This window comes from Dysgonomonadaceae bacterium zrk40 (genome assembly GCA_016916535.1).
GTDB lineage: Bacteria > Bacteroidota > Bacteroidia > Bacteroidales > Dysgonomonadaceae > Proteiniphilum.
The window spans coordinates 775,926-802,166 of record CP070276.1 but is presented as its reverse complement, the minus strand read 5'-3'; the positions used below and the strand labels follow the sequence as shown (position 1 = coordinate 802,166).

Here is a 26,241-nt window from a genome sequence, read left to right as displayed (position 1 = left end):
ATGTTTAACAGGTTGTGCAGAAAAAACCCGCAGCATCGGGAGGATGTGCGGGTTGTTGCTTTTTCAGGTGTCGCTCAATGAGAGATGTTGACCGAGATGCCGGCGTACCAGAGGGCACCATAGACCGGGGCATAGAGGAAGGCCGCATCATCGAGGTGCTTCTCATCCTGCAGGTAGCTGAAGATGTTCTTGCCGCCGCCGTAGAGCCGCATCATGCCTATTCTTTTGGAGATGCTGGCGTTGAAGGTCATGTAGGGATTGGTTGTTTTGATCTTTGCGCCGGCAGCATCCTCGCTGAAGTAGTCGATCTGCATGCTGCCCTGGTAGAGCCCATAGAGGGTGAAGGTCCAGTTGTGTGGGGTGTATTCAGCCTTCACGCTGCCGGTGGTGGAGGGGAAGCGGGGGATGCGGTTGCTCACGCTCTCATAGGGGGTCTCCTTCCACTCCTCCCGCACATTGAGGTAGCGTCCGCTGTTGAGGCCGAAGTCGGCACCCAGGTTAAGATCCCTGAGCGGTGTCACCTGCAGGCTCATCTCGATGCCTTGCACCACCGCGTCGTCGATGTTGCGCCACTGGTAGGTGTAGCCCAGGTTCTTCACCTGCTCGTCGGCGTCGGTGAAGTCGATCTTGTTCCTGAGGTAGGTGTGGAACAGGTTGAGGCTCACCTGGAAGCCATCTCCGTAGTAGTCGCCCGAGAGGTTGATGCTGCGGGAGGTCTCTGCCTCCAGCTCCGACGATTTCCAGACGCGGGGGGAGCCACTGCAGAGGTGCAGGTCTTCCGAGAAGCCGTAGGGAGCACGGAAGCCGGTGCCGGCATTGGCGCGCAGCGTGAGACGCTCACCGGCCAGGTACTTCACCGCCAGCCGCGGGTTGATGCTTACTCTGCTGAAGGATGTCTTGGGAAAATCGCTGTCGAACACCTGCCTGTCGGAGGCATACTCCTCACCCGAGCTGTGACGGTCGATGCGCAAACCCGGCACCACCGTCAGCTTCTCTGTTGCCCGCCACTCATCCTGCAGGAAGGCACCCATCTCGTGTGCATGCTTGCGGGCTGTCGACTGATAAGAATCGCCATACCACTCACTCTCATCGTCTACCACCACATACATGCCCGATTCGTTCATCCTGGTCACGTAGTGCTGCAGTCCGAACAGCAGGCTGTGGTTGCCCAGCTGCCTTCCCAGGGTGAGGGTGCTGATGAGCGAGTTCTCCTCCGCTAGGTAGGGGCGCAGCTCCTGCACGTCAGGCGACATGCCCTGGTGCGTCTCGAGGTAATCACCCAGATAGGAGTCGTTGGTGGCACTGCGGTTGTGGTTGATGAAGGAGTTGTTGAAGTGGATCTCCGTGCCGCTTTCCAATACGAGTCTGTAGTTGGCCTCCGCCTCGTAGCGGTCGGTGGAGATGTTCTCCGTCCCCTCGGAGAAGGGGTTCTTGTATAGGTCGCCGGTGATCACCCCTCCCTCTCTCTTTTCGTTGATTGCCTTGCCGCGCAGTACCAGCCTGTCGTTGCCGAAGAGGGGGTCCTCAATGAAGAGTGATGCCCCCAAGTTGTGCAGCTTCGATCCCACGCGATCGGAGATGCCGTCGGCACCCTTCACCTCTTCACGGCTCATCCCCTCACCCGTGGCGTCGATCACGCCATGATCGATCTTCTGGGCGTAAAGGCTCAGCCCGATGTTCCCCTTTTCGTTGCGCATGGAGGCATTCAGGTTGTAGACGTTGGTGTTGTGGCTCCCGAACTGGATGTCGGCGCTCACCGTCGGCACCGGTGAAGGTTCCCGGGTGATGATGTTGATGGCACCGGCAATGGCACTGCTGCCGTAGAGCGCCGAGCCGGCACCTTTCACCACCTCGATGCGGTCTACATCGCCGGTGCCGATCTGCTCCAGTCCGTAGACACTGGCCAGTCCCGAGTAGACCGGCTGTCCGTTGATCAGCACCTGCGTGTGTTCCGAGCCCAGCCCCTGCATCCGCACCATGGTGAAGTTGCACGATTGGCACTGGTTCTCAACCCTTATGCCGGGAACCCCTTCGAGTGCTTCGAAGACGTTCCAGGCGTTTTTGTTCTTCAGGGCCTGCGAGGTGACCACCTCGGTACGCACCGGCACACTTTTCACATAATGTTGTGTGCGAGTGCCGGTCACCACCACCTGTTCCAGGTTGAAGTGATCCTCCTCCAGCTCGAAGTATAGCTCCCTGCCGATGCCCTTCTTCATCACCACCTCCAGCTCCTGTGGTTTGAAGCCCACGAACTGCGCCACGATGGTCTGCTTACCCTCGGGCAGGTGGGTCATCTTGAAATGGCCTGTCTCGTCGGTAGCCGTCCCCATGGTGGTTCCTTTCACATGGACGGTGGCATAGGGGATATGATCATCTGTACCTTTCACTTTCACATCACCAAACAACATGGCGTCTGTGGGGGGATTCTGCGCAAAGAGGGATATGCGCAGGATTATCGCTATCAGTAAGAATAGCATCCGCATCATTGTAGTTCGTTTCATTTTTAGTCTGAATCGATTTTTTGTGTTAAAACAGTGCAAAGATACAACGAACAACCCAACACCACAATGGCACTAAGTGGGTATTTGTAGTCTGTTGAATGGTTATTTATGAGCATTCAGAGTTCGATATCCTCTATGGAGACGATCTTTTTTGAGATGGCATAGATGGTGAGACCCGACTGGCTGCGGATGCCGGTCTTGAGGGTGATGTTCTTGCGGTGGCGCACCACCGTGTGGATGCTGATGTGCAGCCGGTCTGCAATCTCCTTGTTGGGCATGCCGTTCACCAGGCAGGTGAGCACCTCGATCTCACGCGGTGAGAGGTTCTCCTCCTCCTCCTTCTCCCGGTCCGACTGCCGGCTCTTCTCCTGCAGCTTGTGGAGCGATTGGATGATTTGTTCGGGTGTGTCGTACAGGGTGAAAGAAATGTCGGTCAGCATCGACTGGCGGTGGATGATGCCAAAGTCGATGCCGGCGATGGCCAGGGTGGGGTAGCACTTGCGCAGCTTCTTCACCTCCTTCTCCAGGTTGACAAACTGCATCGGGTTGGCGATCAGGATCTCCACGGGGGTCTGCTCCATCATCTCCGTCAGCTCCTCGAGGCGCTCCAGACGGCTCACGCGGCAGTCGAGCGATGAGTGGCAGATGATTGTCTGCAGCCCCTCGAAGATGATCTTCGATGGCTCCATGATCGCGATATGGAGGGGCGGACTAAACATTGACCCCCTTTTCTATCCGCACACCGGATGGTATCAGGATCTTCTCTTCGATCAGCGAGTGGATGTAGAGATCGAACTCCAGCTCGTAGAGGGCAAAGAGGAGCCTGCGGCGCAGCTCCAGGTCGCCCTCCATCTCCACGTATTTCAGCAGCAGGTTTTTCAGGTCCTGCAGTTTCAGCTCGATGTCGGTGTGGTGGTCGCCATACTCCTTGGAGGAGTAAAGCGTGCCGTGGCGCTCCTGCTGCCTCTCCTCCAGCAGCGTGATGAAGTAGGGGAAAGCGGTGCTGTCCTCATAATCGAGGTGTTCCAGCACCTCGGCGAAATACTCGTTGAAGAACCTCTCCAGCAGCTTCATCTCCCTCATGGGGTGCCGCTCCTGCAGTTCGCGGATGTAGTGGTTGATCTGGGGGTACTTGTCGTTGCGGTAGAAGTCGTGACTGCTCTTGAGGAAGTCGATTACCTGCAGCAGATCGGTCTGGGTGAAGGGTTGATGCCCCTTGCTGTCGAACCCGTTGTAGAGGTTTGCAATGCTGACGAAGAGGTTCTCACTGATGCCATGGCGGGAGCATAGCTGCCACACCGTCATGTCGCCCACCCTGAAGTCGATGTTGAAATGCTGGAGCATGAGCAACAGATGCGGGTTGGCATCGATGAGGTCTGCCATCTTCATCACCGGCCTGATCTTAATCTTGGGAGGTTGTAACATAAAGGGTCGTTTGTTTGGCTGCAAAAATAATCAAAATAGTTGTAATTTAGAACAGTTCTACATAGATAGTGCTTTGTGGCGTCCTATTTTTCAAGGGCCATGATGGAGATATCGCTCTTTTTTCGTATCATTGCATCTTTAAAAGAGTGTCACGATGGATCCATTTCAACAACTGCTGTTACGCCGACGCAGCACCCGCCGGTACACCGGTGAGCTACTCACACCCGATCAGACGCGCACCCTGCTGGAGGCGGCGCTGCTCTCACCCACCTCGAAGAACAGTCGCTCCTGGGAGTTTATCGCCGTGGAGGAGAAAGAGATGCTGGAGGCGTTGTCGCGCTGCAAGCCCAACAGCGGCAGCCTCCTCGCCGGGGCGGCACTGGCGGTGGTGGTGCTGGGCAACCCCCTGGAGAGCGATGCCTGGATAGAGGATGCCTCCATCGCCTCCATCAATATGCAGCTGCAGGCCGAGTCGCTGGGACTGGGCAGCTGCTGGGTGCAGGTGCGCAACCGCTCCTATTCCGACAGGATGTCGGCGGGGGAGTACATCAACGATCTGCTGGGTATCCCCATGCCACTGGAGGTGCTCTGCGTGGTAGCCTTCGGGGTGAAAGAGAAAGAACGGCCCTCAGCCGCCCTGGAGCTGTTGCCCTGGGAGAAGGTGCATGTAGGGCGATACAATATAATGAATGATAAGTAATCACAATGATCGATCTCACCCAAATACCCTCCCCCTGCTATGTGATGGAGGAGTCGCTGCTGCGGCGCAACCTGCAGCTCATCCGCACGGTGCAGGAGCGTGCCGGTGTCAGCATCATACTTGCCTTTAAGGCGTTCGCGCTCTGGAAGTCCTTCCCTATCATCCGGGAGTATATCGGCCACTCCACCGCCAGCTCGGTGGCGGAGGCACAGCTCGCCTACGAGGAGATGGGCAGCCCCGCGCACACCTACGCCCCCTCCTATACCGATGAGGAGTTTCCCACGTTTCTCCGATACAGCAGCCACATCACCTTCAACTCCCTCTCCCAGTACGAGCGCTTCTATCCGCAGGTGAAAGCCTCCGGCAGGGATGTACGCTGCGGCGTACGCATCAACCCCGGCTTCTCGGTGGTGGAGACCGACCTCTACAACCCCAGTGCTCCGGGATCGCGGCTGGGTGTCACCGCCGCGCTGATAGGGGAGAAGCTTCCCGAGGGGATCAGCGGCCTTCACCTGCACAACCTCTGCGAGAACAACTCCTACGACCTGGAACGGACGCTGGAGGTGGTGGAGCAGCAGTTTGGCCACCTGTTCGGGCAAATCGAATGGCTCAACCTGGGGGGAGGCCACCTGATGACCCACAAGGATTACGACACCGATCACCTTGTGGGCCTGCTCACAGGGCTGAAAGCACGCTATCCCCACCTGGAGATCATTCTGGAGCCGGGGAGCGCCTTTGCCTGGGAGACCGGCGTGCTGGTAGCCACCGTGGCAGACATCGTGGAGAACGAGGGGGTGCAGACCGCCATGCTCAACGTCTCTTTTGCCTGTCACATGCCCGACTGCCTTGAGATGCCCTACAAGCCCCGCATCAGGGGTGCCTACCAGGAGCCGGTGGCGGGCAAGCCCACCTACCGCATGGGGGGCAACAGTTGCCTGAGCGGCGACTTCATGGGCGACTGGTCGTTCGATGCCCCGCTGGCGGTGGGCGACCGGATTGTCTTCGAGGATATGATCCACTACACCATCGTGAAAACGACCCTCTTCAACGGGGTTACACACCCCTCAATCGGTCTCTGGACGGTTGACGGTCGCTTTGAACTCTACCGCCGCTTCGGCTACGAGGATTACAAGAGCCGGATGAGTTGATGTTCAATTTCTCACCTGAATTTTAAACAATTTATTGCAACTTGCTGTTTATTGAGGGAGCCCTTTAACGGGACGACATGAATATTCACATTTTAAAACAAGTGCTTATGAGTTGGTTAGGATGGATTATTATTGGAGCAATTGCCGGATGGCTTGCAGGTAAACTGATGAGAGGCGGAGGTTTCGGACTCCTGGTGAACATACTGGTGGGTATCGCCGGTTCCGTCATCGGCGGATGGGTCTTCGGCCTTCTCGGTCTCAGCACCGGCAGCGGCGTGATCCCCAGCTTTGTGACCGCTTTGATCGGTGCCGTGCTGCTGCTGTGGATTATCTCCCTTTTCAAGAAATCAAGTTAGCAACTGATTCGAAACTGAAAGAAAGAAAAAGATCGGTGTACGCGAAAGGTACATCGGTTTTTTTTTGCTATTTTTGCCAATGAGGCAGCGGGCTACCCCTGCCTGTCAACACACGATACGAAAACCATGCACAAGAAGGAAATCGCCATCTTCTCCGGCTCATTCAACCCCATTCATGCTGGCCATCTGATGCTGGCGAGCTACCTGTGTGAGTTCACCTACCTCGACGAGGTGTGGCTGGTGGTCACCCCGCAGAATCCGCTCAAGGAGGCCGGCGAGCTCCTTGAGGAGCGCTGCCGCCTGGAGATGACCGCCGCCGCCGTTGCACCTTACCGCCACCTGAAGGTCTCTGATGTGGAGTTTCACCTGCCGCGACCCTCCTACACCATAGACACCCTCGATTTTCTCACGGCACAGCACCCCGACACGCGGTTCACCCTGATCATCGGTGGCGACAACTGGAACCAGCTGCCGCTCTGGAAGGAGTATGAAAGGCTGTTGGCGAGTTACCCCATATTGATTTACCCGCGACTGGGTGAAACGGTGTTGATCCCTGAAGGGCTGCGCGAAAGCGTGCAGATGGTCGATGCCCCCCTGCTGGAAATCTCCTCCACCTTCATCCGCAGGAGCCTCCGCCAGGGGAGGTATATGCGCGCCTTCCTGCCGGTAGAGGCCTATGAGCTGATCGTGAAAAATGGTTGGTATCGCTGAGCTACTCCCACTGTGGGGTCACAGCTCCTTGCCGTAGCGCATCCCGTCGAGGATGACCGGCAGGATGGTGGTGTCGACCCCGGCCTCCTGCAACTCCTCCTCATCTTCAGCCAGCATGTCGCGAAACTTATCATGGCTGCCGGCAAGTTCCTGCGACCTGCCGTAGAGCGTTACCGTATCGCCGTTGTTCCCCAGGCAGAGCTCCACATGACCGGCGTTGAGATAGTCGTGTGCATTGGGCTTCTGCGCCAGGATACGCTCGTAGTAATTGTGCGCCACGTCAAATTTGCGGGAGAGAAAGGCGCACCAGGCTATGGATCGCCAGGCACGGGTGTTGCTGCTGTCCAGCAGCTCCACCTTGAAGTAGTCGTTGAGAGCCTTCTCATACTGCTTGAGCTCCAGGTGGCAGTGGCCTATCTGAAGCTGCAGGTTGAGGTCGTCGGGTCTCAGCTGTTCCAGTCGCCGGTAATAGGTCAGCGCCGACTCGGGTTCTTTGAGCATCCTGTAACAGGAGGCGATGCGATGCAGCACCCAGCTGTTTCCCTCTTCCAGCAGCTCCGCATGGAGATAGGCCTGGAGGGCACCCCTGACATCGGTTAGCATCTGACGGCAATAGCCAATCTTCTGCCACACTTCACTCTTGCTGCTTCCGTCTTCTGCGAGCAGGCTGTAGGCACTGAGAGCCTCCGTGAAGTTGTTTTTCTCGAAGTAGTAAAGGGCGATCTTTTCCAGGTTTGCCGTCTGCCGTACCACGGGGATAAACGGTTCCAGTTCGTGATAGTTGAGCGGCAGGTTGAAGATGTCGGTGAACTCGTTGTGACGGCGGAAGAGCTTGAAGAAACGGTATAGATCGGTGATGTAGTGCCCGATCAGTGTCTCCTCTTTCCGGTGTGGGTTCATCACCTGCTCCTCTTCGTTCAACTTCTGCAACTCCTCCTCTTGGCCAGTCAATTGTGACATCAACAGGTGGCGGAACTGCTCCGGCATCATCATCAAGCTGAAGCAGAAAGAGTACTTGTCGGAACTGCACATCATGGAGCTGCTTGTGAGGGTGTTGATGAGCGACAGGTCCTCTTTACGGTCGCTGAAGAGCATGTTGAGGCTGCTGTGTTGTGATTCGAAGGGCAGGAACCAGTTGCTCATCTCATGAAAGAAGGGATAGCTCTTCAGGTTGGAGAAGGTGGAGTGGAAGACGTCGGCACCCTCCATCTGAAGGTTGGAGAACTCCTGTAGCTTGTCGTTCAAGCCGGACTCTTCGAGCAGCTTCTGCCACTCGGGGTTCTTCTCATCGAGGCCGCTCTCGCCCATCCACTCATCGAAACGAATCTTCTTCCCGATCATCGGGCTCAGCTTCATCATCTCGGGCAGGATCTCCTCGGTGAGGCGACGGGTGATCTTCTCTGTTTCATGTGCCTGTATGTAACCTGTCACAGCCGTCATGAAGCGTCGGCTGAAAACCTTGTCGTCGGCAAAGAGCTTTAGTCGGCTCTCAATGCCGGGATAGAGCGACCAGCGTTCGCTGTTGAGCTGTAAGAGGGGGATGATACCTACGATGGCGTGGGTGGCCACCTCCGGTTCAGGGTCCCTGCAGAGGTCGAGCAACAGCTCCGCCTTGGGGGCGTCGAACAGTTGCAGCAGGTTCATGGTGAGGGCAGAGACGAAAAGGCGCTTGGCCGTTACCGGCATGCGTTCGTCCTGCGTGAATTGTTTGAGAGCCGCACTTGTTTCGGCATCGGCACGGGGAGATGCAAAAATGGTGTAGAAGAGCTCCTGCAATCTCTTCTCGTACGACGATCTGTTGTCACGCAGGCGTTGTTCTTTCTCGGGACCCTCCTCCAGCAAACCGATGAAGGAGTGGGTGTCGGCATCGCGGGCGATGTCTTCTCTCTGCTCATCGAGGGTGATCGGTGCATGCAACTGCATGAACCGCATCTTCTCGAAGAAGAGGGATCCGCTCTCGCGGAGCAATATCTCAGATGCGGTGTCATCGGCCAGCGTGTAGAGATCGCGGATCAGGTTGCGGTAGATGTTCTTTTGTTCCGGATCCTTGTTGCCTGCCATGAAATAGTGGAGCATGTAGCGGTAGTTGTTCTCCAGCTCGTTGAGCTGTTGCGACAGCGACCAGCTTTGTCGCTCGGCGGCAAGCTCGCGGATGCCCTCAATGGCCTCCTTGAGCTCCCTGTTGGCTATCTTTGTGCGGATGAAAGTCAGTTTTTTTACAGTGTCGGATGAATCCATTTTTGTCTTGTTATCTGTTGCTGTCCTTGATGATCAGGAGTGAGGGCAATTGTTCCTTCCAGGGCAGCGGTGTGTTTGTGAGCCTGCTCCATCCCCCCACACCTGTCACGAGCAGGTCTTGTGTGCGGATGAACGACTCCTCAATCTTACGGTCGTTGTCCCACAGATGTACCTTGCCGTCGCTTTTCTTCGCGATGTACTGGTATATTTTCTGAATCCTGGGCTCGGTGTCAGTGATGCCGATGGCATCCCATAACATGATCTCTGTTCCTTCGGGCTGTGCCAGATGATAGAGATAGGTGAAGAGGTGGATGTCAGAATCGCAGAGCAAGGGCATGAATATCTTTTTGGCGGCTTGCATGTTGTTGTCCACGAAGAGCGCCGTGGGAATCCTGTTCTCCCCCATCATTGCGGTGAGCTCCTGCAGCATCTCTGCCTCCTTCACGGGAAACTGCGTCAGGATGTTCTGTACCGGATTGGCGGGGTCGCGCCTGAGCAGGCTGTACTGTTCCACCTGGCTGATTGAGAGTTCAAGGCTGCTGATACCTCTGATCATGAGGTTGGAGCCCTGCTCCTCGATCATCTTTTCAATCTGCTCCATGTGCTTCACCTCATCGCTGATGAAGGTGCGGAGGGTGATCTTCTCCCGCTCTGTCTTCGGTGTGAAGTCTGCACTGATCTTGCTGTGCAGCCTGCTCATCTCCTCCCCCGAGAACTCCTCCTGTTGGGGGTTGATGAAGTAAAGCAGTGCCATTGAAGAACCCTCCGATCGGGTCATCACCAGCTGATAGGTGAGCTGCGCCAGCTTCTTCCCCGTTTCGGGAGAGCTGAAACATACCAGCGCGTGGGTCGCTTTTTTGAGTTCCGAATCGCCATCGAAACGTTTCAACAGTGTATCCACAAATTCCATACCAAACTGTTTTTTGTATTGTTTTAACCGTTCAGCAACCTGCTGTCGAGCATTGAATCCTTGTAGCCCAGGAAATAGAGGATGCCATCGATGCCGACCGTTGAGAGCGATTGATCTGCATTCTGTTTCACCTTGGGCTTGGCATGAAAAGCGATGCCCAGACCGGCGATGCCCAGCATCGGCAGGTCGTTGGCACCGTCACCCACGGCCACCGTCTGGCGCAGGTCGATCTTCTCCACCTGTGCGATGAGCCGCAACAGCTCCGCCTTCCGCTTGCCATCCACCACATCACCCAGGTAGTTGCCTGTAAGCTTTCCGTTCTCCACCTCCAGCTCGTTGGCATACATGTAGTCAAACCCATACTTCTCTTTCAGGTAGTTGCCGAAATAGGTGAATCCACCCGACAGGATGGCAGTCTTGAATCCCACCTTCTGCAACACCCGCATCAGCCGGCTCAGCCCTTCCGTGATGGGCAGCTGCTCTGCAATCTCACGCATCACCGAGACATCAAGACCCTTGAGCAGTTGTACCCGCTGGCGGAAGCTCTCTTCGAAGTCGATCTCTCCCTGCATGGCCGACTCGGTGATGGCCTTCACCTGATCACCCACGCCCGCACGCATGGCCAGCTCATCGATCACCTCGGTCTGGATGAGCGTGGAGTCCATGTCGAAGCAGATGAGGCGCCGCATGCGGCGAAACATGCTCTCCTCCTGGAAGGAGATGTCGAAGTTGAGGTCGGAGGAGAGCTCCAGGAACGACTGTTGCATCCGCTGGCGGTCGTTGGGGGTGCCGCGTACCGAGAGCTCGACGCACGACTTGGGGGCGCGCTGTTCCTCATCGAGGGGAATGCGTCCCGTGAGGCGGACGATGTTGTCGATGTTGAGGTTCTGCTCGGCGATGATGTGCGAGACGGAAGCGATCTGCTTGGCCGTGAGGATCCTGCCCAGGAGGGTGATGATGTAGCGGTTCTTACCCTGCTGTCTTACCCAGTTGGAGTAGCGCTCTGCCGTGATGGGGGTAAACCGCACGTTGACATCCATCTCATAAGCCTTGAAGAGCAGGTCTTTCATGATCTCACCCGAGTTGTCGTGCATCGACTTGAAGAGGATGCCCAGTGAGAGGTTACGGTGAATGTCCGACTGTCCGATGTCGAGGATGAAGGCGCCATGCTTGGCCAGGATCTCGGTGAGGGCTGCAGTCAGGCCCGGCTTGTCTTCCCCGTTGATGTTCAGGAGAATGATTTCTGAGTTTTGCATATATTTCAGTTGTCAGTTGTCAGTTGTTAGTAGTCAGTTTGTTTTTGAACTATGAACATGTTAATTTCCCAACGTTGCAATCTTCAGATGACCGGCAGGGAGACCTGGGCGTAGATATCCTCGATGTCATGATGCCTCATTTTGTTGAAATCTTTCTCCCTCACCATGATCATCAGCCCTGCCATGTCGAGGGCGCCGGGACTTACAAGCAGCTGTCTCTCGCCCGTCTCGTAATATTGACGGGGACGGTGAGCCTTGCGCGGAAAGAGGTGCAGGTGATAGCGGTTGTTGTGAGTGAAAGCGATCAGGTTGAGCATCGGCTCCTCCTTGCCGGCATCTCTTCCCTGCAGGTAGCTGTATACATCATTGAAGAGCTCTTCCGTCTCCTGCAGAGTGTCACCCTCCATCATCAGGCAGCTCCTCAGTTCGTTGTCTCCCTGCAATAACTCGGGCATCTTCAACCCTGCCTGCAGGTGAAAATGGTCGGGTGCGGAGGCCCCACAGGCGGGACCGTTGTAAAAGACCACGTAATCGGGCAGCTGTTCGGACATTTGCAGCATCTCACCCACTTTCTTTCCGATGCGTTGCGGCACATGTGAATGGAGTGGGATGGTGAGGTGGTTGCGCAGGATGGGATAGGGATTGCAAAGGATGATGTATTTTTCCAGGAAAGGGATCCCCCGCTGATGGGGGGGGCGGTTGCTTTCACAGAGAAAACAGGGTCGCCGGCTGATGGCCTCCTGCCCGATGCTGGCCGTGGAAGAGATGCTTCTGGCAGGGTTGTACTGCAGCCGTATCTCGAAGTCATCACCCCAGCTGATAGATCGCTCCCGTACCAGTTGGTGGCGGGCAACCGCATCGTTCAATTGGGGCCACTCCTCAATCTGAGCAGCAAAGAGATCGTCAATGGCTCTTTGAAGGTTCATTCAGTGTCGATTTTGTGAAGCAAAGATAAGGATTATTTCTATTTTGCATCAAAGAACGATTGGGAAATGGTTTTCAATAAAAAAAAACGACATTACTCTTTGGGTATCAACTTTTTTTATACCTTTGTGTGTGGTTTAGGTTATAAGTGTAAACTCTCCATCTTCGAAAGCAATGAAACGTAAAATCTTTTTCCTTTTACTCCCCACGATCACCATCCTTTTCATCTCATGCAGCGGAAAGGGTCAACAGAGCAACCGCATTGACGCAGAAGACACTCTCTCAAATGTTGTTGAGCAAGCCGATACAATGGTGGTGCAGCTTACGCAGGAGGAGGATTTCAAACGTTTTATCGAACGCTTCAGCAACGACTCGCAATTTCAATTGCGCCGCATCAAGTTCCCCATCAGCGTCATCGTACCCGATACCGGTGATGAGGGGATGGCCCCCAAGGAGGAGTCGATTGGCAAGTACGACTGGGAACAGCTTGACCTCTCATACGACAGTACCTATCTCACCCGTCCCTACGATCAGTATTATCAGGTGGTTCGTTTCAGGAATGATACGGCCGTTGTTGAGATTCGAGGCATCAACAATGGCATCTATGCCGACTATTACTTTTCCAAAATCGATGATGAGTGGTATCTGGTAACCCTCTATGAAGCTTCCTTCTAAACCGGCCGGTCACTTCAGCATCTCATCGCCGAAGCTGAGGGGCAGCAGGTCTCTGATGCTCTCCATCACGTAAACACCCTTCTCGCTATACATCAACACCTTCATGGGTGCATGGAAGCGGTTCTCCGTTTCGAGCAGCACCTGTCGGCAGGCTCCACAGGGGGTGATCACATCTTCGGTGAAGGAGCCTTTGTAGTTTGCCGCAATGGCGATTGCCATCACCTTCTCTTCGGGGTAGTTGGCATTGGCGTAGAAAACGGTAGTCCGTTCAGCACACAACCCCGAAGGGTAGGCCGCGTTCTCCTGGTTGTTGCCGCTTACAATTTCACCGTTCTCCAGCAGCAGGGCAGCGCCCACCGAAAAACCGGAATAGGGAACATAAGCTTTCTCCGTTGCCTTTTTGGCAGCTTCGATCAACTTTTTTTCTGTTTCAGAGCATTCCTCTAACGGATAAACAGCTATCTTTGTGGATAAATTGATTTCTTTGACCATCGTAATGCAATTTTTGTATCACAAATATAGGGTAATTTTACCGTTCTTTGTCATTCTCTCTGTTTTATTTGTTCCTGCCAGGCTTCACGGACAACAGAGGGTGAGCACCTACGAGGCTTACATTGATCGTTACGGCGACATGGCAGTTGAACAGATGGAACGTTATCGCATCCCTGCATCGATCACCCTGGCACAGGGCATCCTGGAATCGGGTGCCGGGATGAGTGAACTGGCACGTCGCTCCAACAACCACTTTGGCATCAAGTGTCATCGCGGCTGGAACGGCCCGTCGGTCTACGCGGCCGACGATACACCCAACGACTGCTTCCGCAGCTATGAAACCGTGGAAGAGTCTTATCGTGATCACGCTGAGTTCCTTGTGGCAGGCGTACGTTACCGTGCCCTCTTTGATCTCTCGCTGACCGACTACAAAGGGTGGGCCAGGGGATTGCAGAAGTTGGGCTACGCCACCGACAGGGCTTATGCCAACAAACTGATCAAGCTGATAGAGGATTATGAGCTCTATCGCTACGATGACCCGAAGTACCGCAAGGGGGTAAGCCGGCGCGAACGGGAGGAGCGGCGCCGCCTTGAGGCATCGCGGGCCATCTGGGAGCACCAGCCCTACATCACACATGGGTTGGTATATGTGATTGCCGTCAGCGGCGACAGCTATGCCGGTATCGCCCGCGAGTTTGGTTTTGATGTGGAGGAGCTGTTGAAGTTCAACGAGGTCCCTGCCGACTTTCCACTGAGCGAGGGTGACATCGTTTACTTCCAGAAGAAGAAAGCGCGGGCTGACAAACCGTATGAATTCCACACCGTACAGGTGGGTGAGTCGATGTACAGCATCTCGCAACAGTATGGTATCCGGATGCGGAACCTCTACCGGCTCAACAAGAAGCGCTACGAATACATTCCCGAGGAGGGGGATGTGCTCAAATTGAGATAGGTTAAAACGTTGGTAAGTTCATGGTTCATAGCTAACCACTAATCACTGAATGCTAAAAATATTTTACAACAATGCAATACAACACACAAAAAGAGAAACTGCTTTTGCCGGAATATGGCCGCAACATCCAGAACATGGTGGACCACTGCGTGGGCATCGCCGATCCGGAGGAGAGAAGGCGGTGTGCCTATTCTGTGATTGACATCATGGGCAACCTGTTCCCGCACCTGCGCGATGTGAACAACTTCAAGCACATCCTCTGGGATCACCTGGCCATCATGTCGGACTTCCAGCTCGACATTGAATATCCCTATGAGGTGATCAAGAAAGAGGATCTCTACTCTGCACCGGGGCACCTCGATTACAGCCGTCCCACGATGCGCTACCGCCACTACGGCAAGATCCTGGAGCGGATGGTGAAGATCGCCGCCAACATGGAGGAGGGAGAACAGCGTAAACAGTTGATACGGATGCTGCTCGCTCAGATGAAACGTTCCTACTCACAATGGAACAAGGAGGCTGACGATGAGAAGATCTTTCAGGACCTGAGGGATCTCTCAAAAGGGAAATTGGATATGAACAGCAGCCATTACACCATTCCGGAAATCAAGATGAATGGCCACAACCGGGATAAACTGAAGAACATCAAGTACCAACGCAGAAAATAAAGTCATGATCTCAGCAAATGATCTACTGCCGGTAGCCCGCACCCAGAAACCTTACGGTATCAGGGGCGAGCTGGTGCTGCTCTTCCACCAAAGAGCATATGCTGAACTGGATGCGGATGATTATTTCCTGGAAATAGAGGGCATCCCGGTACCCTTCCGCGTGGAGGAGTTCACCTTCGTGACCGACACCTCTGCCAGGGTTAAGTTTGAAGATGTAGAGGATGAAGTGACAGCCGCACGTTACAGTCGCCTCGACGTGCTGCTGCCGCGCGAGTTGGTGGAGACAGCCGATGCGGAGGAGGAAAATGACTGGCGAATGTTCATCGGTTATACCATTACCGACCAACATGGCACAACTTTGGGGGTGATCGATGCGGTGGAAGACAGCACAATGAATGTGCTGTTCATCGTCAGAGAAGGCGACAAAGAGCATCTGATCCCTGCCACGGAAGATTTTATTGTTGCCATAGATGAGAAGAAGAAGCGCCTCGAGATGTTTATCCCCGAGGGATTGATTGATTGAGGAGTAACAAGGATTCATGCTCCCGCCCAACTGACAGATCAGATATGCCCATTCTCCAGCTCGACCGGGTAAGCATCGGTTATCACACACACGGACATCCACATATCGTACAGTCGGATCTCACGCTGAACGCCCGTGAGGGCGAACTGATTGCCCTCATTGGCAAGAACGGTTGCGGCAAATCTACTCTGCTGCGTTCCATCGCCTCGCTGCAACCCATCTGGGCCGGCAACATCCTGCTCAACGGCAAGGATATCCACACCCTCACCCCTAAAAAAAGAGCCCGGCTGCTCTCCATCGTACTCACCGGGCAGGAGTCGGTAGCCTCGTTCACCGTGAGGGAGCTGATCTCCATCGGCCGCGATCCCTACACCGGCTGGCTGGGCAGCCTCACCGGGGAGGATCAGCAGGTGATTGACCGTGCCATCGCGATGACCTACCTTGAAGGGTTTGGTGAACGCAACATCCACGAGCTCTCCGACGGTGAGCGGCAACGTGTCTTCATTGCGCGTGCGCTGGCCCAGGACACCCCCCTGATCCTGCTCGACGAGCCTACCTCACACCTCGATCTGCCCAACCGCATCAACATCATGCTGCTGCTGCAAATGCTGGCACGCGAGACCGGCAAGACCATCTTCATCTCTACGCATGAGCTGGAGACCGCCATGCAGGTGGCCGACAAGCTCTGGCTGATGGAGCAGGGCAAGGGGATCACCGTGGGGGCCCCCGAGGACCTGGTGCTCAACGGCAGCTTCGACATCGTATTTCGTCACCCCTCCTACGAGTTTGACAAGGAGTATGGCAGCTTCGTGGTGCAGAAGCAACTCGACAAGCGGGTGGCCACGCAGGTGTCACACCCCCGGGGGCTGATGGCACGCTGGACCACCAAGGCGCTCTCACGCAAGGGGTGGCGCATAGATGCCGGTGCACCCCTCCACCTGACGGTCGACGAGGAGCAGAACCGGTGGGTTGTTACCGGTGGCAACAGGCAGGTTGTGACCCACAGCATCGATGAGATGTTGCGGAGCCTTTCAGAAATGGATTCATCACTGTAAATCCCCCTGACGGCAACAACGTGAGCATCCCGTTTTTTATTATCTTTGCATCCTGATACAGGCAAATCTCCCTCAATGGAAGTGAAAAAAAGAAATATTGCAATTCTTGGATCTACCGGCTCCATCGGCCGGCAGGCGCTCGATGTGATTGCCTCCTATCCGGAACGGTTTGAAGCCTATGCGCTGGTGGCCAACAACAGTGTGGAGCTGCTCATCGAACAGGCACGACGTTTCCGTCCCGAGGTGGTGGTGATCGCCAATGAGTTGAAGTACTCCGTGTTGAAGGAGGCGCTCAGCGACCTGCCCATGAAGGTGTGGTGCGGCAGCAGTGCCATTGAGGAGATTGTGCGGGATGAAGCGATTGACATGGTGCTCACTGCCATGGTAGGGTTCTCAGGACTGAAACCGACCATCAGTGCCATCACTGCCGGCAAGAGCATCGCCCTGGCCAACAAGGAGACGCTGGTGGTTGCCGGTGAGCTGATCACAAACCTGGCACTCGAGAAGCGTGCTGCGGTGCTGCCGGTGGACTCGGAGCACTCTGCCATCTTCCAGTGCCTCAACGGTGAAGGCAACAATCGCATCGAGAAGATACTGCTCACCGCCTCGGGAGGTCCCTTCCGCAACTTCAGCAGCGAACAGCTCAGGGGCGTGACCCGCGCAGAGGCGCTGGCCCATCCCAACTGGAACATGGGTGAGAAGGTGACCATCGACTCCTCCACGCTGATGAACAAGGGGTTTGAGATGATCGAAGCCAAGTGGCTCTTCGGCGTGGAACCCTCGCAGATTGAGGTGCTGGTGCACCCCCAGTCGATCATCCACTCCATGGTGCAGTTCGAGGACCGCTCGGTGATTGCCCAGCTGGGTCAGCCCGACATGCGGATGCCGATTCAGTATGCTTTCTCCTACCCGGAGCGGCTGCGTTCAGATATCCCGCCGGTTGACTTCTTCGCGCTGTCGCAGCTCACCTTTGAGCGTCCCGACAGGGAGAAGTTTCCCAACCTCACCTACGCCTACGAGGCGATAGGGAAGGGTGGCAACATGCCCTGCATCCTGAATGCTGCCAACGAGGTGGCTGTCGGGATGTTTCTGCAGGAGCGGATTGGCTATACTGAGATGAGCCACCTGATTGCGGAGACGATGCAGAAGGCAACATTCGTGCAATCACCTTCGCTCGAAGACTACCTCCAATCGGATGCCGAGACCCGCGTCCTCTTCGGCGAGCTGGCCCGTTAGCATATCAACGAAACAACGAAACAACGAAACAACGAAATAACGAATCAACCAATGGAAATATTTCTTATCAAGGCATTGCAACTCATTCTGAGTCTCTCCATACTGGTCGTCATCCATGAGTTCGGCCACTTCCTCTTTGCCCGGATCTTCAAGATCAGGGTGGAGAAATTTTATCTCTTCTTCGATCCCTGGTTCGCACTCTTCCGCTTCAAGCCGAAGGGAAGTGATACCGAGTATGGCGTGGGATGGCTCCCCCTAGGGGGCTATGTCAAGATTGCCGGCATGATTGACGAGTCGATGGACAAGGAACAGATGGCACTCCCGGCGCAACCCTGGGAGTTCCGCGCCAAGCCGGCATGGCAACGCCTGCTGGTGATGGTGGGCGGTGTGCTCTTCAACCTGTTGCTCGCTTTCTTCATCTACTCGATGGTGCTCTTCGCCTGGAACGATACCTACCTGCCGCTACGCAACGTGACACAGGGCATGGAATACAGCCAGGCAGCACACAATGCAGGCTTCCGGGATGGTGACATCCTGCTGCGTGCCGATGAGAAGGAGCTGGAACGCTTCGGCGTGCGCACCCTCCTCGACATCGCCGACGCAGAACATGTGACCGTGTTGCGCAACGGTGAAGAGGTGAAGCTGACCATCCCCGAGGGGCTGATGCAGACGCTGTTGACCGACAAGGAGGGCTTCGCCGCCTACCGCGTGCCGGCAGTGGTCTACCAGACCATGGAGGGGAGCGCTGCCCACACTGCCGGATTGCAGGAGGGCGACAGCATCACGGCAGTCAACGGCATTGCCACCCCCGCATTCAGCGACCTGCGTGCCGCCCTCGACAGCCACCGCAACAGTGAGGTGACGCTCAACTACTACCGTAACGGCACCCTGCAGCACAGCAGCATCGCGGTAGACAGCGCCGGCACCCTCGGCTTCTACGCCATGGCGGCCCCCCAGATCTACCGCACCGAGACGCTCCGCTACGGCTTCTTCGAGTCCTTCCCGGCCGGCATCCGGATGAGCATCCAGACGCTAAAAGATTACGTGGCCCAGTTCAAGTATGTCTTCACCAAGGAGGGTGCCTCCTCGCTGGGTGGCTTCGGCGCCATCGGCAACCTCTTCCCGGCGCAGTGGAACTGGCAGGCCTTCTGGCTGATGACCGCCTTCCTGTCGGTGATCCTCGCCTTCATGAACATCCTTCCCATACCGGCACTCGACGGTGGTCATGTGATGTTCCTCATCTACGAGGTGGTGACCCGCCGCAAGCCCAATGAGAAATTCATGGAGTATGCCCAGATTGCAGGGATGGTGCTGCTCTTTGGCCTGGTACTCTATGCCAACGGCATGGACCTGATTCGGGCAATCTTTTAAAGTGTCACGATAGGATATAAAAACAACAGAGAATCATCATGAAGATTTCGGAACTGATTGACAAGACACAGCAGACCGCCTTCTCTTTCGAGCTGTTACCCCCGCTCAAGGGGAACAGCATTGGGCAGGTGTTCAAAACAATCGACCGGCTGAAGGAGTTCGATCCCAAATTCATTAACATCACCACCCACCACAGCGAGAACATCTATCGGGAAGATGAGAGTGGTGTCTACCGTAAGACTAACGTGCGCAAGCGGCCCGGTTCGGTGGCTATCGCCGCCGCCATACAACACCGCTATGGCATCCGCGCCGTGCCCCATATCATCTCGAAAGGCTTCTCGAAAGAGGAGACCGAGTATGCACTCATCGACCTCGCCTTTCTGGGGGTGACCGACCTGTTGCTGCTGCGCGGCGACACCAAGAAGCTCGACGCCCAACAGCGCAGCATGGATAGTCACGACCATGCCACCGGACTCCAGGAGCAGGTGAACAACTTCAACCGGGGCATCGCCTTCGACGGCTCCTCCTTCACGCCGCCCGAGACACCTTTCTCCTATGGCATGGCCTGCTACCCGGAGAAGCATGAGGAGTCGCCCAACATGGAGTCGGAGATTCTCTACACCAAGATGAAAGCCGACAACGGGGCCGACTACCTGGTCACCCAGATGTTCTTCGACAACAGCAAGTATTTTGCCTTCGTGGAGCGCTGCCGCGCCGCGGGCATCACCATCCCCATCATCCCGGGCATCAAGCCGGTGCACCTCTTGAGCCAGCTCACCGTGCTGCCCCAGATCTTCCGCTCCGAGATACCGGAGCCGCTGGAGAAAGAGCTGCGCAAGTGCAAAAACGATGAGGAAGCCAAAGAGGTTGGGGTAGCGTGGTGCATTGCCCAGTGCCGCGAGCTGGTGGCACACAAGGTGCCCTCCATTCATTTCTACTCGCTGATGGCCACCGAGAGTGTCCGGCGGGTGGCGAAAGAGATCTACTGATGTATTTTCGCGATGTCATAGGATTGCAGGATGTGAAGCGCCACCTCATTGAGTCGGTGCAGCGGGGCTACATTCCGCATGCCCGCATCTTCTACGGTCCCGAGGGGGTGGGGAAGTTGCCGCTGGCCATCGCCTATGCGCGTTACCTCAACTGTTCCAACCGCGGGAGCGATGATGCCTGCGGCGAGTGCCCCTCCTGCCACAAGTTCGACAAGCTGGCGCACCCCGACCTGCACTTCGTCTTCCCGGTAGTCAAGTCGAAGGTGAGCGACGAGTACCTGCCGGAGTGGCGTCAGTTTCTCAAGGAGAACCGCTACTTCAACCTGGGCAGCTGGCTCTCCTTTATCGATGCACAGAACGCACAGGGACTCATCTATGCCAAGGAGAGCGATGAGATCATCCGAAAGCTCAACCTGAAGGTCTATGAGGCACCCTACAAGGTGATGATCGTCTGGTTGCCGGAGAAGATGCACGAGAGCTGCGCCAACAAGCTGCTGAAGATGGTGGAGGAACCACCAGCCAACACCGTGTTCCTGTTGGTCTCCGAAGATCGTGAGAATGTGTTGCAAACAATCTGGTCGCGCTGTCAACCGCTGCAGATCAGGTCCATCGAGATGGAGGAGATGACCGCAGCCCTCGAACGAACCTATGCGATAGATCACTCCCGGGCAATTGATTGTGCACGCATTGCCAACGGCAGCTTTACCCGTGCCGTCGAGCTGCTCACCTCCTCCGAGGAGAGGGCATATCAATTTGAGCTGTTCAAGGAGATGATGCGTGCGTCGGTATCGCGAAACATAAAGAGCATCAAGGAGGTGGCGGGAACGCTCGCCGGCATTGGCCGCGACCGTCAGAAGAGCTTCCTGCTCTACGCGCTCCGGCTCTTCCGTGAATATTTCGTGAGCAACATGCAACTGCCCGAAATCGTTTACCTGAACAGCGAGGAGCAACAGTTCGGCGATCGTTTTGCCCCCTTCATCAACGAACAGAACATCGAAGCCTTCGATGAGGAGTTCTCGCTGGCACACCGTCAGATAGAGCAGAACGGCAATGCGAAAATCATCTTTCTCGATCTTTGTTTGAAGGTAACGGTGCTATTGAAAAAATAATTTTGTACCTTGCATTTTGTTTAAGATCAAATATCATCAAAAAGTCTAGCCTTTCCCTCCGGGAAAAGCGATCAATTATATAAAACCATTATGGATAAAGAACAATTGGCAGATAAGCTCTCGGACATCGCTCCTCTGGAAGCGGTAACCGATCGAAATACCAAGGGGTGCAAGGGATGCACCCGACACAACAACAAACTACACGTCTACGACTGGCTGCACGACTTCCCTGAGTTCCAGAAAGCGACCAAGATGGTAGAGGTGCAGTTCAAGAACACCCGCAAAGGATACTACATCAACAGCAACGACCTGGAGCTCCGCCTGGGCGACCTGGTGGCAGTGGAGGCCCTTCCCGGTCATGACATCGGCACGGTCACTCTCACCGGTAAGCTGGTGGAGCTGCAGATGAAGAAGAACAACTTCCGCGAAGAGAACAACGGAGGCCTGCGTCGCATCTATCGCCTGGCACGTCCTGCCGACCTGGAGAAATATGAACAGGCCAAGGCCCTTGAGCAGTCCACCATGATCCGCTCGCGCCAGATCGCTGAGGAGCTGGGACTGCAGATGAAGATAGGCGATGTGGAGTATCAGGGTGACGGCAACAAAGCCATCTTCTATTACATCGCCGACGAGCGGGTCGACTTCCGACAGCTGATCAAGGTGCTGGCCTCCGAGTTTCGTGTCAAGATAGAGATGAAACAGATCGGGGCCCGTCAGGAAGCAGGCCGCATAGGCGGCATCGGTCCCTGTGGTCATGAGCTCTGCTGCAGTCGCTGGATGAACAACTTCGTTTCGGTATCCACCTCGGCGGCACGCATCCAGGATCTCTCCATCAACCCGCAGAAGCTGGCGGGACAGTGCGGCAAGCTGAAGTGCTGCCTCAACTATGAGGTGGATGTATACGTGGAGGCACAGCGCTCCCTTCCCTCGCGCGAGATCGTGTTGGAGACCCAGGACTCGAGCTACTATCACTTCAAGACCGATGTCTTCTCCGGCATGATGACCTACTCCTCCGATAAATTTAACGCTTCCAACCTGGAGACGATACACAAGGATCGTGTTTTTGAGGTCATCTCGATGAACAGGAAAGGGAAGAAACCGTTGAAGCTGATCGATGAGAGGAGAGTCGAACCTGAAAAGGAGACCTCCTACCAAAACGACCTGCTGGATGAGAGCATCACCCGTTTCGACAACGACAGATCGCGTCAGCCACGCAAAAAGAGGAAGCCCCGTAAGAAAAGAACCGACAACAACGGAGCGCAAAAAAAGAGTGTAAACCGCCGACCGCGCAATGAGGGATCCCAGGGTGACAGTGAAGCGTAGGTTGATGCCGGTGCCGCTGGCATGGCTCCTTCTGCTTTTGCCGACACTCTCCTGCAACGGCGATAAGACATCATACCAATACCGACAAATAGAAGGCGGAGAGTGGCATCGCGACTCCCTCCTGCTGTTCACCACCGATAGCCTGTTCCAACCGGAAGGGCCCTTGCTGGAGCTCTCGTTTGAGATCACCTCGAACAATCGTTATCCCTACCGTGATCTCTGGATGCTGGTAGAACAGAACATCAGCGACACCCTCTTCCGGGCAGACACCCTGCAACTGTTGCTGGCCGACGAGAAGGGTAAGTTTCTGGGAAGCAGTGCCGGGGGACTGCACCAGCTCACAGTCCCCTACATCCGTATGAGGGTGGAAGAACCCATCAGACCCTATCAGGTGAGGATACGCCATCTGATGGCCGATGACCCCCTGCCGGGCATCGAGAAGGTAGGGGTGAAGGTGGTTGCGGCAGCAGAACATCAGTAACACAACAGAAAAGCAGCAAGCATGAAGATAATCCTGATCGGCGCCGGCAACGTCGCCACACAGTTCGCCACGGCTCTCACCGGGAAGGGACACACCCTCCTGCAGGTGTGGAGCCGCACTGCTGCTCATGCAGAGGCACTCGCGGAAAGAGTGGGTGCTGTACCCCTTACCGACATGGGGAAAATCTCCCCGCATGCCGACCTCTATCTCTTCTGTGTGAAAGATGACGCGTTGCCCCAGGTAATTGCACGCATGCCCGATATCGGCGGCCTCTGGGCGCACACCGCCGGCAGCCTCCCAATGGAGCTGTTCGCCGCGCGAAAGAGCCATTACGGGGTGATCTATCCGTTGCAGACCTTCAGCAGGAATCGGGCGCTCTCTTTTGAGGAGATACCACTCTTCATAGAGGGGAGCACCCCTGCGAATGCTGCGATGCTGGAGCAGCTGGCCCACACCCTATCCCGCAACGTTTATCACCTGCCGGGAGCAAAGCGGAGGAAGCTGCACCTGGCTGCCGTCTTCGCCTGCAACTTCGTCAACCACCTTTACGCCCTCTCTGCGGAGATCCTCAATGAGGGGGAGATACCGTTCGATGTGCTGCTGCCGCTGATCGCCGAGACTGCGGCCAAAGTGAAAGAGATGCCGCCTGCAGCCGCACAGACCGGTCCCGCCGTGCGCGGCGACGAAAAGGTGATGCAGCAACATCTCGATCAGATCACCGACCCCCACCTGCGGGAGATCTACCGCCTCCTGAGCGGGAGCATTGCAGAGTTGACAAAAAGAAACCGGCAGCTTTCCTAATGTCAAAAAAAAGTGACCCATAAAATTGAAATCTTGCGAAACAAACACTATATTTGTATTCATTAATTTATATTAAAAACCACTCCGATAATGGCAAAAGTAAAGGGTTATGTAGAGGTAAACACTGAACGGTGCAAGGGATGCAACCTCTGTGTGGTTTCCTGTCCCACCGGTGTGCTGGAACTGCAGCCGCGAGAGGTGAACAACCGCGGATATCATTATGTCTATATGAAAAATCCCGATGATTGCATCGGCTGTGCCAACTGCGGTTATGTATGCCCCGATGGCTGCCTTACCATCTACAGAATGAAAGTGGAGGAACCGTCGCAGCCTGTTGTGAACCTGTAAATTTAAACAATTATGTCAGAAGAAATTCAATTGATGAAAGGCAATGAAGCCATTGCCCATGCGGCGATCCGCTATGGTGTGGATGGCTACTTTGGTTATCCCATCACACCCCAGTCGGAAGTCATCGAGACACTGATGGAGCAAGCCCCCTGGAAGACTACCGGCATGGTGGTCTTGCAGGCAGAGAGCGAGGTAGCCGCGATCAACATGGTCTACGGCGGAGCCGCCTGCGGAAAGTATGTGATGACCTCCTCTTCCAGTCCCGGTGTCAGCCTCAAGCAGGAGGGCATTTCCTACATGGCCGGTGCAGAACTGCCCGGGCTCATCGTCAACGTGCAGCGCGGCGGTCCCGGTCTGGGCACCATCCAACCCTCGCAGGCCGATTACTTCCAGACCGTGAAGGGTGGGGGACATGGCGACTACCGCCTCATCACGCTGGCCCCCGCCTCGGTGCAGGAGATGGCCGACTTCGTGGCGCTCAGCTTCGAGCTCTCCTTCAAGTACCGCAACCCCGCCATGATCCTCACCGACGGTGTCATTGGACAGATGATGGAGAAGGTGCGGCTGCCGGAACAACGCAGACGCCGCACCGACCAGGAGGTACGTGAGCAGTGTCCCTGGGCCACACTGGGCAAGACAGCCGACCGGGCACCCAACGTGATCACCTCCCTCGAGCTCGATTCAGCCATGATGGAAAAGAACAACGAACGATTCCAGGCCAAGTACCGTGTCATCGAAGAGCAGGAGGTGCGCTATGAGGAGGTGCAGTGCGACGATGCCGACTACCTGCTGGTAGCCTTTGGATCTGCTGCACGCATCTGCATGAAGACAATCGAGCTGGCGCGTGCCGAAGGACTCAAGGTTGGCTTGCTGCGTCCCATCACCCTCTGGCCTTTCCCCACGAAAGAGCTACGTCGCTATGCCGACCAGGTGAAGGGGATGCTCTCCGTGGAGCTGAATGCCGGTCAGATGGTAGAAGATGTGCGCCTGGCGGTGAACGGAGTAGTTCCCGTCGAGCATTATGGCCGCATGGGTGGCATCATTCCCACCCCCGACGGCGTACTGGAAGCCTTGAAAGAAAAACTGATCAGCTAAACCCCATACGTCATGGATCTCAAATACAGAAATATCTTCTTGCTGCTGTTCATGCTGGCATTCATCGCCACCATCGTGGTCTACTTCTCATCCGACAGGAACATGCAGCTCACCTGGTACTTCGGGGGCGCTGCCATCCTCTTCTATCTCATCTATCGATTCTCGAAAAAATAATCATCATGGACATTGAAACAATAAAAAAACCGGAGAACCTAGTCTATGCCAAGCCCGAACTGCTCAACGACAATCATATGCACTACTGCCCCGGCTGTTCGCACGGCGTGGTGCACAAGGTGATCGCCGAGGTGATCGCCGAAATGGGACTGCAGGAAAAAACAATCGGCATCGCTCCGGTGGGCTGTGCCGTCTTCGCCTACAAGTACATCGATATCGACTGGCAGGAGGCCGCCCACGGACGTGCTCCCGCGCTGGCCACCGCCACCAAGAGGCTGCTGCCCGACCGGATGGTCTTCACCTACCAGGGCGACGGTGACCTTGCCGCCATCGGCACCGCAGAGACCATTCACGCCGCCAACAGGGGTGAGAACATCGCCATCATCTTCATCAACAATGGCATCTATGGGATGACCGGCGGACAGATGGCTCCCACTACGCTGAGCGATATGAAGACATCGACCAGTCCCGAGGGTCGCAACGTAGCCACCATGGGCAACCCCCTCAAGATCCTCGACATGCTGGCGCTGCTCAACGGCGTCTGCCTGGCCACCCGCACCAGCGTGCACACCGCCGCCGTGGTGAGGAAGACCAAGAAGCTGATCAAGCTTGCGTTCGAGAACTCCCTGGCCGGCAAGGGCACCTCCATCGTGGAGGTGGTCTCCACCTGCAATGCAGGATGGAAGATGACCCCCGCAGCGGCCAACGACTGGATGGTGGAGCACATGTTCCCCTATTATCCCATCGGCGATTTGAAGAATATTTAACCCCAGGAAACGA

28 protein-coding genes are annotated in these 26,241 nt (G+C 55.7%); 20 read left to right on the top strand and 8 right to left on the bottom strand.

The genetic code is table 11. The features are described 5' to 3' along the window. Nucleotides 1–74: 74 nt before the first annotated feature. The 3 genes from JS578_03535 to JS578_03525 form a co-directional block, all read right to left on the bottom strand. Nucleotides 75–2,486, bottom strand: a complete 2,412-nt coding sequence (locus JS578_03535) for a TonB-dependent receptor (protein QRX64901.1) — start codon at nucleotides 2,484–2,486, stop codon at nucleotides 75–77. Between the two features lie 131 nt (nucleotides 2,487–2,617). Next, the gene (locus JS578_03530; GenBank protein ID QRX64336.1) at nucleotides 2,618–3,220 is read right to left on the bottom strand and encodes a response regulator transcription factor; all 603 of its coding nucleotides are present in this window, start codon (nucleotides 3,218–3,220) and stop codon (nucleotides 2,618–2,620) included. Then, nucleotides 3,213–3,926 (bottom strand): hypothetical protein, encoded by a 714-nt coding sequence (locus tag JS578_03525; GenBank protein ID QRX64335.1) that lies wholly within the window; start codon nucleotides 3,924–3,926, stop codon nucleotides 3,213–3,215. Before JS578_03525 ends, JS578_03530 begins: the two co-directional genes overlap by 8 nt. 154 nt (nucleotides 3,927–4,080) lie before the next feature. On the opposite strand from JS578_03525, the gene JS578_03520 reads away from it, so the two are divergent. From JS578_03520 to JS578_03505, 4 genes are all read left to right on the top strand, one after another. Next, nucleotides 4,081–4,626, top strand: a complete 546-nt coding sequence (locus JS578_03520; protein QRX64334.1) for a nitroreductase family protein — start codon at nucleotides 4,081–4,083, stop codon at nucleotides 4,624–4,626. Between the two features lie 5 nt (nucleotides 4,627–4,631). Beyond that, entirely contained in the window at nucleotides 4,632–5,774 is a 1,143-nt protein-coding gene (gene nspC, locus JS578_03515) for a carboxynorspermidine decarboxylase (protein QRX64333.1), read from the top strand. A gap of 107 nt (nucleotides 5,775–5,881) precedes the next feature. Beyond that, the gene (locus tag JS578_03510) at nucleotides 5,882–6,130 is read left to right on the top strand and encodes a GlsB/YeaQ/YmgE family stress response membrane protein (GenBank protein ID QRX64332.1); all 249 of its coding nucleotides are present in this window, start codon (nucleotides 5,882–5,884) and stop codon (nucleotides 6,128–6,130) included. Between the two features lie 126 nt (nucleotides 6,131–6,256). Beyond that, nucleotides 6,257–6,841: a nicotinate-nucleotide adenylyltransferase gene (locus JS578_03505; protein ID QRX64331.1), complete on the top strand. Its 585-nt coding sequence runs from the start codon at nucleotides 6,257–6,259 to the stop codon at nucleotides 6,839–6,841. 18 nt (nucleotides 6,842–6,859) lie between these two features. Here JS578_03505 and JS578_03500 read toward each other — a convergent pair whose 3' ends face one another. From JS578_03500 to JS578_03485, 4 genes are all read right to left on the bottom strand, one after another. Next, a complete protein-coding gene (locus JS578_03500; GenBank protein QRX64330.1) occupies nucleotides 6,860–9,079 on the bottom strand; it encodes a tetratricopeptide repeat protein in 2,220 nt (739 codons plus the stop codon). 10 nt (nucleotides 9,080–9,089) lie between these two features. Beyond that, nucleotides 9,090–9,989 (bottom strand): hypothetical protein, encoded by a 900-nt coding sequence (locus JS578_03495; GenBank protein ID QRX64329.1) that lies wholly within the window; start codon nucleotides 9,987–9,989, stop codon nucleotides 9,090–9,092. Nucleotides 9,990–10,012: 23 nt separating this feature from the next. Further along, nucleotides 10,013–11,245 carry a phosphoserine phosphatase SerB gene (serB, locus tag JS578_03490; GenBank protein QRX64328.1) on the bottom strand — a complete coding sequence of 411 codons (1,233 nt, stop codon included), beginning with the start codon at nucleotides 11,243–11,245 and terminating at the stop codon, nucleotides 10,013–10,015. An 83-nt stretch (nucleotides 11,246–11,328) separates the two neighbouring features. Then, nucleotides 11,329–12,171 carry a DUF4922 domain-containing protein gene (locus JS578_03485; GenBank protein ID QRX64327.1) on the bottom strand — a complete coding sequence of 281 codons (843 nt, stop codon included), beginning with the start codon at nucleotides 12,169–12,171 and terminating at the stop codon, nucleotides 11,329–11,331. A 172-nt stretch (nucleotides 12,172–12,343) separates the two neighbouring features. Between JS578_03485 and JS578_03480 the strand changes: the two genes are divergently transcribed. Beyond that, nucleotides 12,344–12,844: a DUF4348 domain-containing protein gene (locus JS578_03480; GenBank protein ID QRX64326.1), complete on the top strand. Its 501-nt coding sequence runs from the start codon at nucleotides 12,344–12,346 to the stop codon at nucleotides 12,842–12,844. Nucleotides 12,845–12,853: 9 nt separating this feature from the next. Here the strand turns inward: JS578_03480 and cdd are convergent, their stop codons facing one another. After that, nucleotides 12,854–13,336 carry a cytidine deaminase gene (gene cdd / locus JS578_03475; GenBank protein QRX64325.1) on the bottom strand — a complete coding sequence of 161 codons (483 nt, stop codon included), beginning with the start codon at nucleotides 13,334–13,336 and terminating at the stop codon, nucleotides 12,854–12,856. A 4-nt stretch (nucleotides 13,337–13,340) separates the two neighbouring features. On the opposite strand from cdd, the gene JS578_03470 reads away from it, so the two are divergent. The 15 genes from JS578_03470 to JS578_03400 all read left to right on the top strand — a co-directional run bounded on the left by JS578_03470 (nucleotide 13,341) and on the right by JS578_03400 (nucleotide 26,228). Further along, on the top strand, nucleotides 13,341–14,288 hold the full coding sequence (locus JS578_03470) for a glucosaminidase domain-containing protein (GenBank protein ID QRX64900.1): 948 nt from the start codon (nucleotides 13,341–13,343) through the stop codon (nucleotides 14,286–14,288). Between the two features lie 71 nt (nucleotides 14,289–14,359). Next, nucleotides 14,360–14,956: a DUF4290 domain-containing protein gene (locus JS578_03465; GenBank protein ID QRX64324.1), complete on the top strand. Its 597-nt coding sequence runs from the start codon at nucleotides 14,360–14,362 to the stop codon at nucleotides 14,954–14,956. Nucleotides 14,957–14,960: 4 nt separating this feature from the next. After that, entirely contained in the window at nucleotides 14,961–15,479 is a 519-nt protein-coding gene (gene rimM, locus JS578_03460; protein ID QRX64323.1) for a 16S rRNA processing protein RimM, read from the top strand. Between the two features lie 44 nt (nucleotides 15,480–15,523). Next, nucleotides 15,524–16,534 (top strand): ABC transporter ATP-binding protein, encoded by a 1,011-nt coding sequence (locus JS578_03455; GenBank protein ID QRX64322.1) that lies wholly within the window; start codon nucleotides 15,524–15,526, stop codon nucleotides 16,532–16,534. Between the two features lie 75 nt (nucleotides 16,535–16,609). Beyond that, nucleotides 16,610–17,770: a 1-deoxy-D-xylulose-5-phosphate reductoisomerase gene (locus JS578_03450; protein QRX64321.1), complete on the top strand. Its 1,161-nt coding sequence runs from the start codon at nucleotides 16,610–16,612 to the stop codon at nucleotides 17,768–17,770. Nucleotides 17,771–17,821: 51 nt separating this feature from the next. Beyond that, entirely contained in the window at nucleotides 17,822–19,141 is a 1,320-nt protein-coding gene (gene rseP / locus JS578_03445; GenBank protein ID QRX64320.1) for an RIP metalloprotease RseP, read from the top strand. 38 nt (nucleotides 19,142–19,179) lie between these two features. Next, the gene (locus tag JS578_03440) at nucleotides 19,180–20,130 is read left to right on the top strand and encodes a methylenetetrahydrofolate reductase (protein ID QRX64319.1); all 951 of its coding nucleotides are present in this window, start codon (nucleotides 19,180–19,182) and stop codon (nucleotides 20,128–20,130) included. Beyond that, on the top strand, nucleotides 20,130–21,239 hold the full coding sequence (locus JS578_03435; GenBank protein QRX64318.1) for a DNA polymerase III subunit delta: 1,110 nt from the start codon (nucleotides 20,130–20,132) through the stop codon (nucleotides 21,237–21,239). Before JS578_03440 ends, JS578_03435 begins: the two co-directional genes overlap by 1 nt. 90 nt (nucleotides 21,240–21,329) lie before the next feature. Then, nucleotides 21,330–22,562 (top strand): hypothetical protein, encoded by a 1,233-nt coding sequence (locus JS578_03430; protein QRX64317.1) that lies wholly within the window; start codon nucleotides 21,330–21,332, stop codon nucleotides 22,560–22,562. Next, entirely contained in the window at nucleotides 22,531–23,043 is a 513-nt protein-coding gene (locus JS578_03425) for a gliding motility lipoprotein GldH (GenBank protein QRX64316.1), read from the top strand. The genes JS578_03430 and JS578_03425 overlap by 32 nt, the downstream gene beginning before the upstream one ends. A 21-nt stretch (nucleotides 23,044–23,064) precedes the next feature. Next, nucleotides 23,065–23,844 (top strand): DUF2520 domain-containing protein, encoded by a 780-nt coding sequence (locus tag JS578_03420; protein QRX64315.1) that lies wholly within the window; start codon nucleotides 23,065–23,067, stop codon nucleotides 23,842–23,844. 90 nt (nucleotides 23,845–23,934) lie between these two features. Then, on the top strand, nucleotides 23,935–24,192 hold the full coding sequence (locus tag JS578_03415) for a 4Fe-4S binding protein (protein QRX64314.1): 258 nt from the start codon (nucleotides 23,935–23,937) through the stop codon (nucleotides 24,190–24,192). Between the two features lie 12 nt (nucleotides 24,193–24,204). Beyond that, a complete protein-coding gene (locus JS578_03410) occupies nucleotides 24,205–25,287 on the top strand; it encodes a 3-methyl-2-oxobutanoate dehydrogenase subunit VorB (protein ID QRX64313.1) in 1,083 nt (360 codons plus the stop codon). Between the two features lie 12 nt (nucleotides 25,288–25,299). After that, complete coding sequence (locus tag JS578_03405; protein QRX64312.1) at nucleotides 25,300–25,461, top strand: hypothetical protein; 162 nt, start codon at nucleotides 25,300–25,302, stop codon at nucleotides 25,459–25,461. Between the two features lie 5 nt (nucleotides 25,462–25,466). Further along, nucleotides 25,467–26,228, top strand: coding sequence for a 2-oxoglutarate oxidoreductase (locus JS578_03400; GenBank protein QRX64311.1), 762 nt, complete (start codon nucleotides 25,467–25,469; stop codon nucleotides 26,226–26,228). Nucleotides 26,229–26,241: the final 13 nt, after the last annotated feature.